At 63.6% G+C, this 14105-nt stretch carries 16 protein-coding genes; 3 read left to right on the forward strand and 13 right to left on the reverse strand.

Translation table 11 applies throughout. The features are described 5' to 3' along the window. Positions 1 to 90: 90 nt before the first annotated feature. The 13 genes from G3480_RS21690 to G3480_RS21750 form a co-directional block, all read right to left on the reverse strand. Positions 91 to 567, reverse strand: a complete 477-nt coding sequence (locus G3480_RS21690) for a Na+/H+ antiporter subunit E (RefSeq protein ID WP_164655984.1) — start codon at positions 565 to 567, stop codon at positions 91 to 93. 215 nt (positions 568 to 782) lie between these two features. Then, on the reverse strand, positions 783 to 1190 hold the full coding sequence (locus G3480_RS21695; protein WP_164655985.1) for a 4Fe-4S dicluster domain-containing protein: 408 nt from the start codon (positions 1188 to 1190) through the stop codon (positions 783 to 785). A 190-nt stretch (positions 1191 to 1380) separates the two neighbouring features. After that, positions 1381 to 2481, reverse strand: a complete 1101-nt coding sequence (locus G3480_RS21700; protein ID WP_164655987.1) for an NADH-quinone oxidoreductase subunit D — start codon at positions 2479 to 2481, stop codon at positions 1381 to 1383. Beyond that, the gene (locus G3480_RS21705; protein WP_164655989.1) at positions 2478 to 3095 is read right to left on the reverse strand and encodes an NADH-quinone oxidoreductase subunit C; all 618 of its coding nucleotides are present in this window, start codon (positions 3093 to 3095) and stop codon (positions 2478 to 2480) included. The genes G3480_RS21700 and G3480_RS21705 overlap by 4 nt, the downstream gene beginning before the upstream one ends. Further along, on the reverse strand, positions 3095 to 3727 hold the full coding sequence (locus tag G3480_RS21710; protein ID WP_164655991.1) for a NuoB/complex I 20 kDa subunit family protein: 633 nt from the start codon (positions 3725 to 3727) through the stop codon (positions 3095 to 3097). The genes G3480_RS21705 and G3480_RS21710 overlap by 1 nt, the downstream gene beginning before the upstream one ends. Further along, the gene (locus G3480_RS21715) at positions 3727 to 4641 is read right to left on the reverse strand and encodes a respiratory chain complex I subunit 1 family protein (protein ID WP_164655993.1); all 915 of its coding nucleotides are present in this window, start codon (positions 4639 to 4641) and stop codon (positions 3727 to 3729) included. The genes G3480_RS21710 and G3480_RS21715 overlap by 1 nt, the downstream gene beginning before the upstream one ends. Then, positions 4641 to 6416, reverse strand: a complete 1776-nt coding sequence (locus G3480_RS21720) for a proton-conducting transporter transmembrane domain-containing protein (protein ID WP_164655995.1) — start codon at positions 6414 to 6416, stop codon at positions 4641 to 4643. The genes G3480_RS21715 and G3480_RS21720 overlap by 1 nt, the downstream gene beginning before the upstream one ends. Beyond that, positions 6413 to 7888 (reverse strand): complex I subunit 5 family protein, encoded by a 1476-nt coding sequence (locus tag G3480_RS21725; protein ID WP_164655997.1) that lies wholly within the window; start codon positions 7886 to 7888, stop codon positions 6413 to 6415. Before G3480_RS21725 ends, G3480_RS21720 begins: the two co-directional genes overlap by 4 nt. Further along, complete coding sequence (locus G3480_RS21730) at positions 7888 to 8268, reverse strand: sodium:proton antiporter (protein WP_164655998.1); 381 nt, start codon at positions 8266 to 8268, stop codon at positions 7888 to 7890. Before G3480_RS21730 ends, G3480_RS21725 begins: the two co-directional genes overlap by 1 nt. A gap of 79 nt (positions 8269 to 8347) precedes the next feature. Continuing rightward, positions 8348 to 9124, reverse strand: coding sequence for a Na(+)/H(+) antiporter subunit B (locus G3480_RS21735; RefSeq protein WP_164656000.1), 777 nt, complete (start codon positions 9122 to 9124; stop codon positions 8348 to 8350). Next, positions 9121 to 9375, reverse strand: a complete 255-nt coding sequence (locus G3480_RS21740) for a hydrogenase subunit MbhD domain-containing protein (protein WP_164656001.1) — start codon at positions 9373 to 9375, stop codon at positions 9121 to 9123. The genes G3480_RS21735 and G3480_RS21740 overlap by 4 nt, the downstream gene beginning before the upstream one ends. Next, positions 9372 to 9740: a monovalent cation/H(+) antiporter subunit G gene (gene mnhG, locus G3480_RS21745; RefSeq protein WP_164656003.1), complete on the reverse strand. Its 369-nt coding sequence runs from the start codon at positions 9738 to 9740 to the stop codon at positions 9372 to 9374. Before mnhG ends, G3480_RS21740 begins: the two co-directional genes overlap by 4 nt. Further along, a complete protein-coding gene (locus tag G3480_RS21750) occupies positions 9741 to 9989 on the reverse strand; it encodes an MrpF/PhaF family protein (protein WP_164656011.1) in 249 nt (82 codons plus the stop codon). 483 nt (positions 9990 to 10472) lie between these two features. On the opposite strand from G3480_RS21750, the gene G3480_RS21755 reads away from it, so the two are divergent. The 3 genes from G3480_RS21755 to G3480_RS21765 all read left to right on the forward strand — a co-directional run bounded on the left by G3480_RS21755 (position 10473) and on the right by G3480_RS21765 (position 13765). Further along, positions 10473 to 11435, forward strand: a complete 963-nt coding sequence (locus tag G3480_RS21755; RefSeq protein ID WP_164656013.1) for a SphA family protein — start codon at positions 10473 to 10475, stop codon at positions 11433 to 11435. 542 nt (positions 11436 to 11977) lie between these two features. After that, entirely contained in the window at positions 11978 to 13069 is a 1092-nt protein-coding gene (locus G3480_RS21760; protein WP_164656015.1) for an ABC transporter substrate-binding protein, read from the forward strand. Between the two features lie 288 nt (positions 13070 to 13357). Then, the gene (locus G3480_RS21765; protein WP_164656017.1) at positions 13358 to 13765 is read left to right on the forward strand and encodes a hypothetical protein; all 408 of its coding nucleotides are present in this window, start codon (positions 13358 to 13360) and stop codon (positions 13763 to 13765) included. The last annotated feature ends 340 nt before the right edge of the window (positions 13766 to 14105 follow it).

The raw sequence follows: 14105 nt of genomic DNA on the forward strand, positions 1-14105 counted from the left end.
GCGAGCGATGCCGCCCGAAATCCCCCCTAGCCCCCCTTTGCGAAAGGGGGGAAGTTGTTGATGGACGCTTTCTTAGCTCCGAGCGATCGCCTAGATCCGCGCGATCGCCTTTTCCATCTCGTCCTTGATCGCCGCCCCGGCGCGCTCCGGGTCGGTTTCCTTGACGTCGATCCAGTGGACGTACATGTCCTCGCCTTCCATCTCCAGCGTCACCGTGCCGGGCGTCAGCGTGATGCTGTTGGCCAGGATGAGGCGCTGATAGGGCTCCTTCAGCTGGGTCTTGACCCGCACGATGCCGGGGTTGATCGGCAGGCTGGGGCTAAGCACGCGCCTGGCGACGTCGATATTCGACAGAAACAGATTCTTTAGGAAGACGGGCAGGTAGGCCAGCAAGGGGAGTAGCCGCCACGACCGGTCTGACGCGCCCGCTGGTCGAGCCGGAACAGCCAACCAGACAACGGCCGCCGAGACCAGCAGACCGGCGACCAACTCCTGTGGATCCAGGCTGTTGGTGAGTCCGAGCCAGACGATGAAGAGAATCAGGCCTAATTGAAGCCGGTGCGGCATTGGAGGTTCCAGTTGGCAGTTGGCAGTTGGCAGTTGGCAGTTGGCAGTTGGCAGTTGGCAGTTGGCAGTTGGCAGTTGGCAGTTGGCAGTTGGCAGTTGGCAGTTGGCAGTATGGTACATGCCTATGGTGGGGCGGATCATAGGACGGATGCGTCTCGCGAAATCCACCGATGGTGCTGGCGGACTGGGCTGCGCCAGCCCCCCACCGCGAAACCTCAGCGCTCCGACTGGTCCTTCGGCATATAAAGGAAGCTGTCCGCATCGGCGCTGACATAGACGTAGTCGCCATCCAGCCGCAGCGAGTCCGGACCGCACACATCCGCGCAGAGCCCACACCAGCAGCAGCGGCCATAGTCGATGCGCGGGATCAGGCCGCTCGCGTTCTTGGGGTTCATGCCCTCCTGCGACAGCGGCTCGACCATGTCGATCGCCTCGTTCATGCAGATGTCCTGGCAGTTTCCGCAACCGACGCAGGTGCTCAGGGTATTGACGTGAAAGCCGCGGTAGCCGTTCACCTCCGGGCGACGGTCGACCGGATAGCTGAGCGTGTGAGGCTGCTTGAAGCCCTGTTTGAGGGCACTGAAGGGGTGGACGACACCCTTGACATCGAGATTCCAAGCCATGATTAGGCCTCCGCGGGGCGGTTGGGGGTGGGGGAAAATCCTAGGGTGGACAAGCGCAGCGCAGTCCACCGGAGCCGGAGCTGGAGCCGGAGCCGGAGCAAGACTCGGTGGACTTCGCTCTCGCTCGTCCACCCTACGTTGGAGCGACGCCAACCGGTGGCGGCGGAGCTTCGCACCCTGGAAGCGAGGCTCATCGCTCGATCTCCGGCGGGCAGATGCCCAGCGAATTCATGATGAGCGCGACGTCCGCGAGCTGGGCGCCTTCCAGGAGCCGCTCGAGCAGGGTGAAGGCATGGACGATGGACGGCCCGCGCACCTGCAGGCGCCGCAGGAAGGGGGTCCCGTCCCCAGCCATGAAATAGCCGAAGGCGCCGCGCGCAGATTCGGACTGCACGAAGGTCTCGCCCTTGGGCACCTTGAGGTTGCGGTGCTTCGGCAGCTTGCACTGGATGGGCCCCTCCGGCAGCTGCGCGAGCACCTGGCGTAGGATGCGGATGCTCTGGTCCATCTCGGCACGCCGCACCAGGGCGCGCGCATAGGCGTCACCGGCGGTCTGGGTCGGAATGTCGAAGTCGAGCCGATCGTAGACCAGGTAAGGGGCATCTCTCCGAACATCGCGAGGGATACCGCAGGCGCGGATCACGGGGCCAGCGTAGCCGTTGCGGATGCACGCATCGGCGTCGACAACGCCCACGCCCCGCAGGCGTTTCTTGACGGCGGCATTGTCGAAGAAGATACGGTCGTACTCCGGCAGACGGCCCTCGAGCGTATCCAGCAGCTGGGTCAAATGCTCCGGCAGATCCTCCGGGAGGTCGCGCTTCACGCCGCCCGGATAGATGTACATGTGATAGACGCGCCCGCCGGTGATGGCCTCGAAGAGATCCAGGATGTAGTCGCGCTCGCCGACCGCCCACTGGGGGACGATCTCGTGACCGATGGAGCCGCCCTGGCCAGCCAGCCAGAGCAGATGGGCCTGCAGGCGCGCCAGCTCCAGGATCATGACGCGAATGTACTGGGCGCGCTCGCTGACCTCGAGCCCCATCAGCTCTTCGACACCGCGCGCGAAGTTCTCCTCGTTGGGATCGGGCTCGGGCACGCAGATGCGGCAGACGATGGTGAAGGCCTGGATGACGGTGCGACGCTCGATCAGCTTCTCGAAGCCGCGGTGCAGATAGCCGACATGGGTCACGGCCTTGACGATGGTCTCGCCGTCCAGGTCCAGCTCCATGCTCATGTTGCCGGTGACGCCCGGATGCTGCGGACCATGGAAGATCTTGATGGTGTCGCTCATGCGCCGCCCTCCCCTGGCTCCGGCTTCGCGGCCGTGGGCGTCGTCTTCTCTGCCAGTGTGGCTTTCTCGGCCAGCGCAGCCTTCTCGGCCTTCTTGGCCTCCTTGCGCTTGCGAATGGCCTCGCGCACGTCCTGATTGTCCTCGCGGCCGGAGCGCATTTCATAGTGCGTTTCGACGAACTCGAGGGTATCGAACTCGCGCCGCATCGGCGGGATGTCGGTCCAGCCCTCGAGCATGAAGTCGACCAGACTGGGATGACCCTCGACTGGGATGCCGAACATCTCGTGCAGCTCGCGCTCGAAGATCTCCGCCTGGGGCCACAGCGGAATGGCGGTCGCGATGCCCTCGCCGTCACGGCCGATCTGGACCTGCACGCCGAGCGAACGGTCGCGCTCGGCCGTCTCCAGAACATAGGTCAGGCAGAAGACGCCCTCCTCCATCCAGTCCGTGCAAGCGATGGTCGTCAGGGTCGGGAAAGCGTGCTGGCGTTGAAGCTGGCCGAGCAATGAGAAGAGCTGAGCCTTGGGCACGCGCACGAAAGCCTGATCCGGGCGCCGTTGGCGCTGCTCCAGAATCTCGAAGCCCGCTAGCTTGGGCAGAAGGGCGTCCAGCATCAGGCGACATCCCCGGCGTGATACCAATCGTAGGTGTAGGCCGGCGGCACCTGATCGCCCAGCACCTTGCGCTGGTTGGCCTTGTACCAGTCGATGTTCTCCCGGTAGTGGTGATAGCCGCCCTTCTCGCCGTTCTTGATGCGCGCTTGCAGCGCGACGAAGCCCTCGATCAGGGCCTCGGGCCTGGGCATGCAGCCGTTGATATAGATATCGACCGGGATGTAGCGGTCCACCTGCTTCACGGTGTTGTAGGAGTCCCAGTACATACCGCCGTTGATGGTGCAGCTGCCGAGCGCGATGACGTACTTGGGCTCCTGCATCTGCTCATAGCTGCGAATCACCCGGCGCAGCGTCTTGAGCGCCAGATAACCGCTGATGATGAGCACGTCTGCCTGGCGCGGTGTCGCCGCGCCGATGACGCCAAAGCGCTCGGCGTCGAAACGGCTGGTCATGAGCGGGCGCATCTCGATGGCGCCGCAGCCGGTGCCGTAGGCGAGGACGAAGAGGCTCTTCTGGCGCATCCAGGCGATCAGCCGGTCGAGCACGCCCTCGCGGACAGCCTCGACCCCATCCGGAACTTCGAGCATGGCCTGCTCGCATTGGAAGCCTTCGCATTGGGTCTTGTGGTACATCACGCGCTCCAGGAGGGTAGCCAGACGGTCAGGATCACAGCCAGGACACCGAGCCCCAGCGGCACTTTCCAGAAGAAGTCCACCGCCTGCTCGGTCTTGAGCCGCGGAAAGACCATGCTGACCACCGTGGTCAGCAGGAAGAGGGCGAAGGCCTTGCCGATCAGGACCAGGATGTTGGTGGCACCGCCCATGAAGAGGTCGACCACCAGCACCAGCTTGGCGATCGACATCATCATATTCTGGGTCATGAGCACGCCGAGCAGCCGGCCGCCGAACTCCACGCGCGGTCCGGCATAGACCTCCACCGGCGCCCCGACCACGTCGAAGGGCGAGCCGTTCTGACTGGCGATGAAGGGCAGCAGGATGACGCAAAAGGCAATGGGGTTGGTCACCAGCCCCCAGTTTGCCAGGCCGTCCTGCGCCGCCATGATGGCGTGCACCGAGGTCGTCTCATGCTGCAGCATCACCAAGGCGAGCCCCAGGAAGAAAGGCACCTCGAGCCCCATGAGCCGGGTCAGCCCCCGGGTCACGCCCATGACACCGAAGGGATTGCCGCTCGAGCCCACGGCCAGCGCATTCCCCAGGGGGCCAACCACCAGCAAGTAGATGATGAGAATGAGGTTGCCGTACTGAGAGAAGCCCTGCAGCCAATCCGAGTCCTTGAGGAAGGGGACGAAGAGCACCGTCGTGAAGGCCCCAGCCATGATGATCATGGGACCAAAGAAGAACATGGGGCCGTGCGTGAGGGTTTCCGACTTGAAGAAGAACTTCATATTGTCGAAGAAGTTCTGCCAGATGCTCGGCCCCCAGCGACGCTGGACCCGGGCGTTGAGCTGGCGATAGAAACCATAGAAGAGGAAGCCCATCACGTAGCTGACCGCGATCATGGCCAGCGAATCGACAACGGCGTGCATCAGAGGCCTCCCATCATCGCCTGAACGGCGAGACTCAGAGCAAAGACCACCACGGCAATCAGGATCCAGGTCTGGGGCCGGCCCACATAGAGGGTTCCCAGCAATGCCGCCGCGGCACGCATCTGCCCCGCCAGGCCAAGATAGAAACCCTGAGTCCCTTGGCGCAGGATCCAGCCGACCAGCGGGATGCGGCGCAGCTCCCGACCCATGCCGGCACCATAGTGCAAGGGTGTCTCGGCGGTTGGGACCTCACCCGCAAAACTCAGATCGTGGGGGCTGCCGGCGCGGCGCATGCGTCCGCGCAGCAAGAGGAAGAGCCCGGTCACCAGCGCGAAGGCCGTGCCGAAAACCAGCATGAGAACGACGCCGTCGTAGCCGCCGTAGGCCGTGCTGAGCTTGGCCCAGGATTCGGACCCGATCGGCGCCATCTGCAGACCGACCAGCACCGGATCGATCAGGACATCGATGGCGAGCCCAGGGAAAAGCCCGAAGAGAACCAGCAGACCCATGAGGATCACCTGGGGCACCAGGTAGGGCCAAGGCGCCTCGCGTGCCTCGCGCGCTTCCGGCGAATTCGCGTGACCGAGGAAAGGCGCATAGACCAGCTTGTAGCAGTAGATGAAGGCCGCCGTGCTAGCCAGGATCATGGCCGCCAGCAGCAGCAACCAACGGGCATCGACCAAGGAGACGAAGACCAGATACTTAGCGGCGAAGCCCGGCAACGGCGGCATGCCGGCCAGCCCGATGATGCCGATCAGCACGCCGAAGAAGGAGATGGGCATGCGCTCGATCAGCCGCCCCAGGTCGTTGAAACGACGCTGTCCGGTCTGCAGCACAATCCCTGCCACGCTGATGAAAAGCAGCACCTTGACCAAGGTATGCACCAGCGCGAGATAGAGCGCACCGGCCAAGGCGAGCGAGCTGCCGACACCGATCGCGGTGGTGATGTAACCGACCTGCGCAATGGAGGAATAGGCCAGCAGACGCTTCATGTCCTCCTGCGAGATCGCCTTGAAGGTGGCGACGATCGAGGTGATGACACCCACCCAGGCCAAGAGGTAGCCGACCGCCGGGCCGTTCAGGAAACGGCCCGCAAACCCCGTCAGCGCGTCCGGGAAGAGGGTCAGCAGCAGAATGAGACCATAGACGCCCATCTTGGAGATGGAGCCAGAGAGGAAGGCGCTGAAGAGGTCCGGCGCCTGATCGTAGCTGCGCGGGATCCAGATATGCAGCGGCAGCGTCCCTGCCTTGATGAGAAAGGCAAGCCCGAAGAGGACCACCAAACTCAGCGCCTGCGGCCGACTGACCTCTGTGGCCGCCCGGATGAGGAAGTCGCCCGTCACGCTGTAGAAGACCAGGATCCCGGCCAAGAGGAGAAAGGCCGAGGCCAGGTTGAAGAGGATGTAGGACTGTGAGGTCACCATATCCGTGCGCGGCGAACGCAACAGGAGCAGATAGCTGCTCCAGGTCATCACCTCCCAGCCGATGAAAAAGCTCACGAAGTCGCCCGCGAGCAGCAGGAGCTGCATGCCGATCAACAGCAGGACAAAGAGGACCAGCGACGGCACGTCGCTGGGTCGGCGCAGCATCGGCAGGGCAATCAGGGGCGCGACCAGTGCCAGGAGCACCAAGAAGAATCCCGCCAGCGGCGTGAGCGTCAGGCTAAGCCGCACCCCCTCGATCAGGGGCCAGCTCAGATCCGCATCCCAGGCCATCAGCAGGGCGGCAGGGCTGAGTGACACGGCGAGAAACAGCAGTCTCAGCATCCAGCTCATGACCCAGCCCCCAGTACGGCAGTCAAAGTCGCCCCACGGTCGAGCAAGGCCTGAGCCCCCTCGCTAAAGAGGGCGTCAACCAGGAAGGGCGCCACCCCGAGCAGGATGATGAGCCCGGCAGCGACCGCCATGGGCGCATAGGCCAAGCGCCCAACCGGATGCACGGCCTGGAGCTGCACGCTCGGGTCATAGAGCACCTTGATCCAGCGGAAGTAGTAGCCGGCCTCGATGAGTGCAGCCAAGAGAATGAGCGCGACCGGCCAGAAGACCCCCGCCTCCGCAAAGCCCTTGAGGATCCAAAGCTTGCTCGCGAAGCCGCTCAGGGGCGGCAGCCCCATGACCGCGAGCGCACCCAAGACGAAAAGCGCCGCCGCCAGTGGTCTGGCGCGTCCGGCCCCGGCCAAGTCCGCGAGCTGTGCCGAAACGAAGCTGCGCAGCAAGACCGCGGCGGTCAGGAAGAGCAGCAACTTGACCAGCGTGTGGTTGACCATGTGAAAGAGCCCGCCGGCCGTGGTTGCCTCAACCCCGAAGCCGAGCGCCAAGGTGATGAGGCCGATCTGCCCGAGGGACGAATAGGCCAGCATGCGCCTCAGGTCCTCCTGACGGAGCGCTACGACCTCGGCGATCAGCATGGTGGCCGCACCCAGCCCCATGAGCCAGATGCCCACCACTTTAGGATCCGCCAGCAGCAGAAAGACCAGATGGAAGAGCACGAAGAGGAAGACCTTCACCAGGAGACCCGAGTAGAGACCGGCCACCGCCGGATGACTGCCTTGATAGATGTCGGGGACCCAGAAGTTGAAGGGAAAGAGCTCGGCCTTGATGCCCAGCCCCACCAGCATCAAGAGACCGATGAGGATCTGCATCGGACCCGGAATCTCGCCGAAGCCGACGGCAATGGCGGCCAGGTTGAGCTGACCGGTCTGCAAGTAGACCAGCACCACCGAGAACAGGAAGAAGACCGCCGCGACCGAGCCGATGATGAGGTACTTGAGACCGGCCTCCAGCGCCGAGGCATCCCGCCGCAGGGCGCTCAGTGCATAGGCGCTGACCCCGGCGATCTCGAGGAAGACGTAGAGATTGAAGAGATCGCCCGTCAGCACCATGCCGTTGCATCCGGCGATCAGGAGCAGCAGAAACACGAAGGCCCGGCGATCGCGCAGATAGGGCTCGCCGTCCGCCAGCCAGATGAAGGCGTTCGTCAGGAGCCCAGCGAAGCTGATGAGCGCGACCAGAATCCAAGACGCACTGTCGAGCTGGAGGTGGATCCCCAGAGGCGGGGCGATGACGATGGTCTCCAGCAGGGGCGCAGTGCGCACCTCAGGCAGGAGCACGAAGGCCAATAAGAGGAGCGCAGCAGGCGTGCCGACCAAGAGGGGCATCAGCAGCCGCAGCCGAACCCACAGCGGCGAGGCGAAGGCCAGCAGCAGCGGGAGCGCGACGAACCAGACAGGCGTGAGCGGCAGGGTCATCAGAGTTCCTTCAGCTCGGTCATGCTGGCGACATCGACCTTGCCGGTCAGGCGGTGGTATTGGATGGCGAGGCTCACCCCGAGGCCAAGCACCGCGAGACCGATGACGATGGCCGTCAGCGTCAGCGCCTGGGGCACGGGATCGGCCATGTCAGTGAAGGCCGTGAGGCCATCGGACAGGATGGGCGCCGTCTCGCCCGGCGAGGTCGCGAGCCCGATGAAGAGCAGATAGACCGACAGCTCCATCACCGCGATGCTGATCAGCATTTTCAGCAGATGGCGCTTGGCCAGCAGGCCGTAGAGGCCAATAAAGAAGAGCGTCAGTGCCCCCAGGGCATAGATGCCGTGGAGAACCTTGGGGTCATCCAGGAAGGCCAACATCGCCTACAACTCCTCATACAACGAGAGCGTCCAACTTGCAGCCGCCAGCGTCCAGCGGCTGCCTGACCGCAAAAAAAACCTAGGTGTCTGACTCGTCTCCGAGTAGACCGGGTGACTGCTGACCGCGCCGCTCCAGCATGTCCCCAAAGATGGCCGCGACCTCGGCGCCGACCTTGACCCCAACCAGAGCGTAGATGATCGGAATCACGCCCGCGCTCAGCAACCGTCCCATCTCCGTGACCGGATGCGGTAGAAAGTTACCGAGAAAGGTCGCCGTCCCGGCCAGGCTCAGCCCCAAGAGCCCCATGAGCACGAAGCCGCTGCCCGAAAGCGACTCGAGCAGACCGATGCGGGCGTGACGGAGACGGAAGGCGGGATCCGCCAGCATGCGCAAGAAGAAGGCGGTTGCGATGATGACGCCGCCTTGAAACCCACCGCCGGGCGAAAGGTGGCCATGGAGCACGACATAGACACCCAAGAGAATCAAGACGGGGAAGAGGAGACGGACTCCGGTCACCATCATCTCGTTCGGCGGACTCATTGGCGGCTCAGGCCGGTGCGACTCGGCGCGCCCATGGCCGCCGAAGAAGAGACCGATGCCGGTTGCGGCGAGAAAGAGCACGGTGACCTCGCCCAGGGTATCGAAGCCGCGGTAGCTGACCACCACGGAGGTCACGGCGTTGGCCGAGGCCGTCTCGGCGTTACGCGCGAGCAAGGCATCACCGACACTCGCGGACTGGCCGTCCAGGCCGTACTGCAGCAGGACGCCTAGGTGCGCCGCAAACAGCCAGCCGCACAGCAGGACGAGCAGCAGCGTCTTGACTCTGACCCTCTTGCGTAAGGGAACGGCGGTCATTTCAGCTCCTTGTCTTCGTCTCGGCCGAGCTGGCGCACCCCCATGAGCAGCACGAAGCTGCCGGCGGCCACGCCGATCGCCGCCTCGGTCAAGGCCACGTCTGGGGCCTGCAGGAGAAAGAACTGCCCGACCGCCCCCAGGCTGACCAGTGACAGGCCAACCACGGACTGTAGGAGATCGTCCTGCGTAATGGCGATCCAGGCCCCCGCGATCATCCAGGCGAAGAGCAGCAGTGCAAGCAACCCGGTCACGACTGCGCCTCCTGAGCCTCTGCGCCCTCTTCTTGCGGCGGGCTCACCGCAGTGCTCTTGCGACCTGCATAGGCATCCTGGACCAGCCGCGCGCCCAGCGTCCCGCTGCGATGGGCCGCGCGCGCCAGCACCGAGGAACTGAGGGGGTTGGTGAGCAGAATAAAGAGGGCGAGCAAGAGCAGCCGCGGCGCCCACTCCGGCACCACGCAGGCAGCACCGACCAGGACCAGCAGAGAGCCCATGGTCGTCGCCTTGGCACCCGCATGCATGCGGGTGAAGACGTCCGGCATCCGGATCAGACCCAGCCCACTCACCCAAAAGAAGAAGACGCCGCCCAGCATCAGCGTATAGCCCAAGAGATCCATTCAGACCTCCTTCTCGAGGAAGCGACCAAAGAGTACGACCCCCGCGAAGCCGACCAGCGCGAAGACGAAAGCGACGTCGAGATAGATGCTGCGCCCTTCGTAGATCGCCAGCAGGGCCAGCAAGGAGATGAAGAGCACGCTGAGCGTATCGAGCGCCAAGATGCGGTTAGGGGCATCCGGACCCTTCAAGAAACGCCACAGAATCATCGCAACGGGTGGCAAGAGCAGCAGAATCAGTGCAGCGAGCATGAGCGCTCCTTGGCTTGTTAAAACGACGGCAAGCCCCGAAAGCGCGGCACGCGCATCGGACTGCAAGAACAGCTCGGAGGGAGCAGCGAGGCAGTGCGCAGAGCCCCAAGCCAGAAACCGCAAACAACGCACCTCTGCCAGCTATCGAGCCCGAGCGAGTCAAACCTGAAAGCCAGATGCCTCGCTGGAACATGGGCCCGCCTCTGCGAACCCTGCGTATTTAAGACCCTCGCTCAAAAATTTGCGCTGATGCATGTCAATCGGGCTTGAGTCAGCGTGCAAAACATCCTCAGGGTTACAAATTCATGACCCCAATGATTTTCGGACCTCATCGGGCTTCACGGCAGTTCGAAGGCATCCGCCAGCACAAAACCGGATCACTGATCCCGATCAAGACTTCGCAAGCCTCGATCGCCTTGTGAAGGTGACGACTGTGCTACGTTTGCGCGCGGTCCCCATTCGTGAACAAGAAAAGGCGCCATCATGAGACGCATCCCACTGAAAACACTCGCCGCAACCGCAGCTCTCGTCGTCGGCCAAGCGGCGTCCGCCTACGACCTCCCGGCGGTCAACCTCGGCTTCACCAGCTTCCTCGACGGCGCTCCGCCAGCCGGCCCCGGCTGGTATGTGCAGCAGTATTTCCAGTTCTATCGCAACGGCAGGCTCAAGGATGGCGACAACAACGACCTGCGCCTGCCCACGCCGAACGGACTGGAAAAGGCGCAACTGGACGCCAACATCAGCTTGACCCAGTTGGTCTATCAATCGGACCAAGAGTTGGCCTTTGGCGGCAAGTGGGGCATGAATGTCATGCTGCCCGTCGTCGGCTTCGACCTGACCCCTGAAGACAACCTGGCGCTCTCCACCAACAGCGGCAACCTCGGCGACCTGCTGGTTGGCCCCTATCTGCAATGGGATCCCATCATGGGCGCAAACGGACCCAAGCTGGTCCAACGGGTCGAATTCCAGATGCTGCTGCCGACCGGGTCCTATAACGATAACGACGCGATCAATCCCGGCAGCAACGTCTTCTCCTTCAATCCCTACTGGGCGGCGACGGCCTTCCTGGCACCTAAATGGACGCTGTCCTGGCGCCTGCACTATCTCTGGAATGCCGAGAATTCCGATCCCTACAGCCCGCTCGAAGCGAAGGACTCGCAAGCTGGCCAGGCCATTCACCTCAATTTCGCGAGCGCCTACGAGGTGCTGCCGAATCGGCTGCGGATCGGCATCAACGGCTACTACTTGAAGCAGATCACCGAGAACAAGCTCGACGGCCATGACCTGTCCGACACCAAGGAGCAGGTCCTCGGCATCGGCCCCGGCATGGTCTACCACCTCTCGAAGCACGACCATCTCTTCGCCAATGTCTACTGGGAAACCTGGGCCGAAAACCGGACCGAAGGCTCCAGAGTCAACCTGCGCTACGTCCATCACTTCCAGTAGCCATCACGAGCGAGGCTTCGCCTCAGACCGACGAGTCATGCCATCGGGATCGGAATCGGGATCGCTATCGTCGGTTCGATCCCGATTCCGATTCCGACAGCCTTGGATGGTCGGACGCTTCATCGAAATTTGACTCACCTGCAAGCATTTTGCGCCCTCAAGGATTCTCGGAGCCTGTCCGACTCAGGATGGACCGGCTCCTCGCGTGTTCCCGGCCTCGACCGTCGTTTGGCCCAAGCCTGTGGTCGGCGGGACCTCAAGGCTGCGCGGTGCCGACGCAACCGACCAGGGCCGATGATCAACACCCTGGCCCCTCCTAGCCATGCATCCCAACAGGCGCGCACATGCCTCGGACATTGGCGGGATCTCCTCGAGATGCTCTGAGTCCAAGTGTTCTCCGATGCAGTGCTCCGATGCAGCGCCGCAGGCGACAACCATGGTGTAAGCCGCACCGCGTCTCGCGATCGGCCTTAACGGGTTAACATTCGAGTGACCGGCGCGGGCCAGGTCAAGCCACCGACTCTTTCAACGACAGGGACACCATGAAGAAAAGTAAGACTGTTGCGATCTCTCTGACCCTCCTCGGCATCATCCTCGCGATCGCCGGCCCCTTTCTCCCGGGCGGCACCCATCTGATCCCGAACGACCCGCCGCGCGCGAGCCACGTCACTGTGCTCCAGGCCATCGACGATGATGTGCTGGCCGGCACTCAAACCGGGGAGATCTGGCGCCTGCACGGCGGGATCTGGACGCAGGAGCGCATCTACCTCGGGGAGAATCCCGTGATGGCCATCCTCGGCGCGCCGGGCCGCTCCCCCATCGGAACGGCGAACGGCCTCTACAATGCCCCGGTCGGCGCACCCCCGCTCGAAGGACGGATCTCCAGCCTGACCCAAACGAGCAAGGGGCTGATCGCGGGAACGCCGAGCGGCGTGCGCCTGCTCGCGAAGGGTCGTTGGCAGACACCCGGGCCTGCGGCCAACATCTACAGTCTGCTCAAACAATCGGGCGAGACTGGCGAATGGATCCACGCCGGCACCGTGGGCGACGGCGTGCTCTCGACGCCAGGCAGCGGAGTAGATCAACCTTGGCAGCCAAATAGCCTGGGCCTACCCAAGGGCGTCAACGTCTTTAGCCTGACGACGACCAAGGGGGGACTCCTGCTTGCGGGCACCGACCAGGGTCTCTTCTGGCAGACCCAGCCGGGCGAGCGGTGGCAAACACTGCACCCAGAACTCGCCGGCAAACGCATCCTCGCGATGTACTTTGCGCCAGGCGACGGCATCGGCGGGGCCGATCGCCTCTGGATCGGCGGGGATCTGGGCCTCCAATGGCTCGACCTCTCCGAGCAGGCCGGCGCGCCGACCCCCTTGGGCCAGCCAATGGCGGCAGACAGCGCCGAGTTCCAGCCCCAGGTCGGCGTCAGCTGGATCCTGTCCAACAAGGGGCAGCTCATGCTCAGCGCCGGCTCGGTTTACAAGTACGGCCCCACCCAGCTCGCCGGCTGGTACTGGATCTCCATCGTCGGCGTCGTACTCATCCTGCTCGCCGCCTGGTGGATGCCGCAGCCACCGCCCGCCATCATCAGCTACACCTCGGGCGCGACCAGCCCTTCATCCCGCGACACCACCTAAGAAAGCGTCCATCAACAACTTCCCCCCTTTCGCAAAGGGGGGCTAGGGGGGATTTCGGGCGGCATCGCTCGCATCGGGAAACAATTGATGGACACCCTCTAAGAAAGCGTCCATCAACAACTTCCCCCCCTTTGGCAAAGGGGGGCTAGGGGGGATTTCGGGCGGCATCGCTCGCATCGGGAAACAATTGATGGACACCCTCTAAGCTCCGCCGCGTTCAGACAGCGTTCAGCCTCAGGCGCGTATCTTCGTCCTCGCACTCACTGAAAACACACCGGAGAACGCAACATGAAGGCTTCCACGACAGCACTCTTGGCCTCGACCCTCGCCCTGATCATCGCCTTGCCCGCGCAGGCGAAACCGCACGGCGACAGCCTCCGCGAGCGCCTCGACAGACAGCAGACGGCAATCGACCGAGGCGTCGACTCTGGCGCATTGACGCGACGCGAGGCTGATATCTTGCGGACGGAACAGCGCGAGATCCGCGATCTCGCACGTAGCCTGCGCGATGAGCGCCATCCAGCGCGGAAGTCGCAACGGCTCCTGGGCAGCAAACTCGACCGCGCGGAGCGGCACATCCGCCGTCTGGCATCCAACGACGAGGTCCGCCAGAGCGGAAAGCGCCATGGACGATCCCAGGGGCGTGGAGACATTTACGCGCAAGGCGGCACGCACGGCGCACCGAAACCGCGCTGATAGCCCAAGCGGCCCGCCGGCTGGAGGCCTCCATGAGCACCTCATGGCAATGCTCGAGCCGGCAGCCACGGCACTGGCGCTCGATCTCAGGGTCGAATCAGGCGCTTTGCCCATCCTGCTGACCTGCATCGCATCGCCGTGCCTGCAGAGAGTCGCGGATCTACCAGGTCTTTGAGGCCGTCTGAAAAAACTCGGGGCGACTTTAGACGCCCTTGGCACTGGCGAGCGGGCGAATGAATTCGCCCCTTGTATGTTCTGTTCTCAGGGATTGATAAGGAGGAGTGATAAACGGAGTTTATGAAGAGAGCCCGGGAAGCCGTTCGCCCCTGAAGCCTGGACG

Source organism: Thiorhodococcus mannitoliphagus (assembly GCF_010915725.1).
GTDB classification, from domain to species: domain Bacteria; phylum Pseudomonadota; class Gammaproteobacteria; order Chromatiales; family Chromatiaceae; genus Thiorhodococcus; species Thiorhodococcus mannitoliphagus.

What these genes read in the sequence shown, in the direction of transcription:
- G3480_RS21720 (WP_164655995.1), bottom strand. Translation starts at nt 6,416, where the DNA reads ATGAGCTGGATGCTGAGACTGCTGTTTCTCGCCGTGTCACTCAGCCCT.
- G3480_RS21730 (WP_164655998.1), bottom strand. Translation starts at nt 8,268, where the DNA reads ATGTTGGCCTTCCTGGATGACCCCAAGGTTCTCCACGGCATCTATGCC.
- G3480_RS21690 (WP_164655984.1), bottom strand. Translation starts at nt 567, where the DNA reads ATGCCGCACCGGCTTCAATTAGGCCTGATTCTCTTCATCGTCTGGCTC.
- G3480_RS21755 (WP_164656013.1), top strand. Translation starts at nt 10,473, where the DNA reads ATGAGACGCATCCCACTGAAAACACTCGCCGCAACCGCAGCTCTCGTC.
- mnhG (WP_164656003.1), bottom strand. Translation starts at nt 9,740, where the DNA reads ATGGATCTCTTGGGCTATACGCTGATGCTGGGCGGCGTCTTCTTCTTT.
- G3480_RS21700 (WP_164655987.1), bottom strand. Translation starts at nt 2,481, where the DNA reads ATGAGCGACACCATCAAGATCTTCCATGGTCCGCAGCATCCGGGCGTC.
- G3480_RS21710 (WP_164655991.1), bottom strand. Translation starts at nt 3,727, where the DNA reads ATGTACCACAAGACCCAATGCGAAGGCTTCCAATGCGAGCAGGCCATG.
- G3480_RS21725 (WP_164655997.1), bottom strand. Translation starts at nt 7,888, where the DNA reads ATGACCCTGCCGCTCACGCCTGTCTGGTTCGTCGCGCTCCCGCTGCTG.
- G3480_RS21715 (WP_164655993.1), bottom strand. Translation starts at nt 4,641, where the DNA reads ATGCACGCCGTTGTCGATTCGCTGGCCATGATCGCGGTCAGCTACGTG.
- G3480_RS21695 (WP_164655985.1), bottom strand. Translation starts at nt 1,190, where the DNA reads ATGGCTTGGAATCTCGATGTCAAGGGTGTCGTCCACCCCTTCAGTGCC.
- G3480_RS21705 (WP_164655989.1), bottom strand. Translation starts at nt 3,095, where the DNA reads ATGCTGGACGCCCTTCTGCCCAAGCTAGCGGGCTTCGAGATTCTGGAG.
- G3480_RS21735 (WP_164656000.1), bottom strand. Translation starts at nt 9,124, where the DNA reads ATGACCGCCGTTCCCTTACGCAAGAGGGTCAGAGTCAAGACGCTGCTG.
- G3480_RS21765 (WP_164656017.1), top strand. Translation starts at nt 13,358, where the DNA reads ATGAAGGCTTCCACGACAGCACTCTTGGCCTCGACCCTCGCCCTGATC.
- G3480_RS21760 (WP_164656015.1), top strand. Translation starts at nt 11,978, where the DNA reads ATGAAGAAAAGTAAGACTGTTGCGATCTCTCTGACCCTCCTCGGCATC.
- G3480_RS21750 (WP_164656011.1), bottom strand. Translation starts at nt 9,989, where the DNA reads ATGCTCGCTGCACTGATTCTGCTGCTCTTGCCACCCGTTGCGATGATT.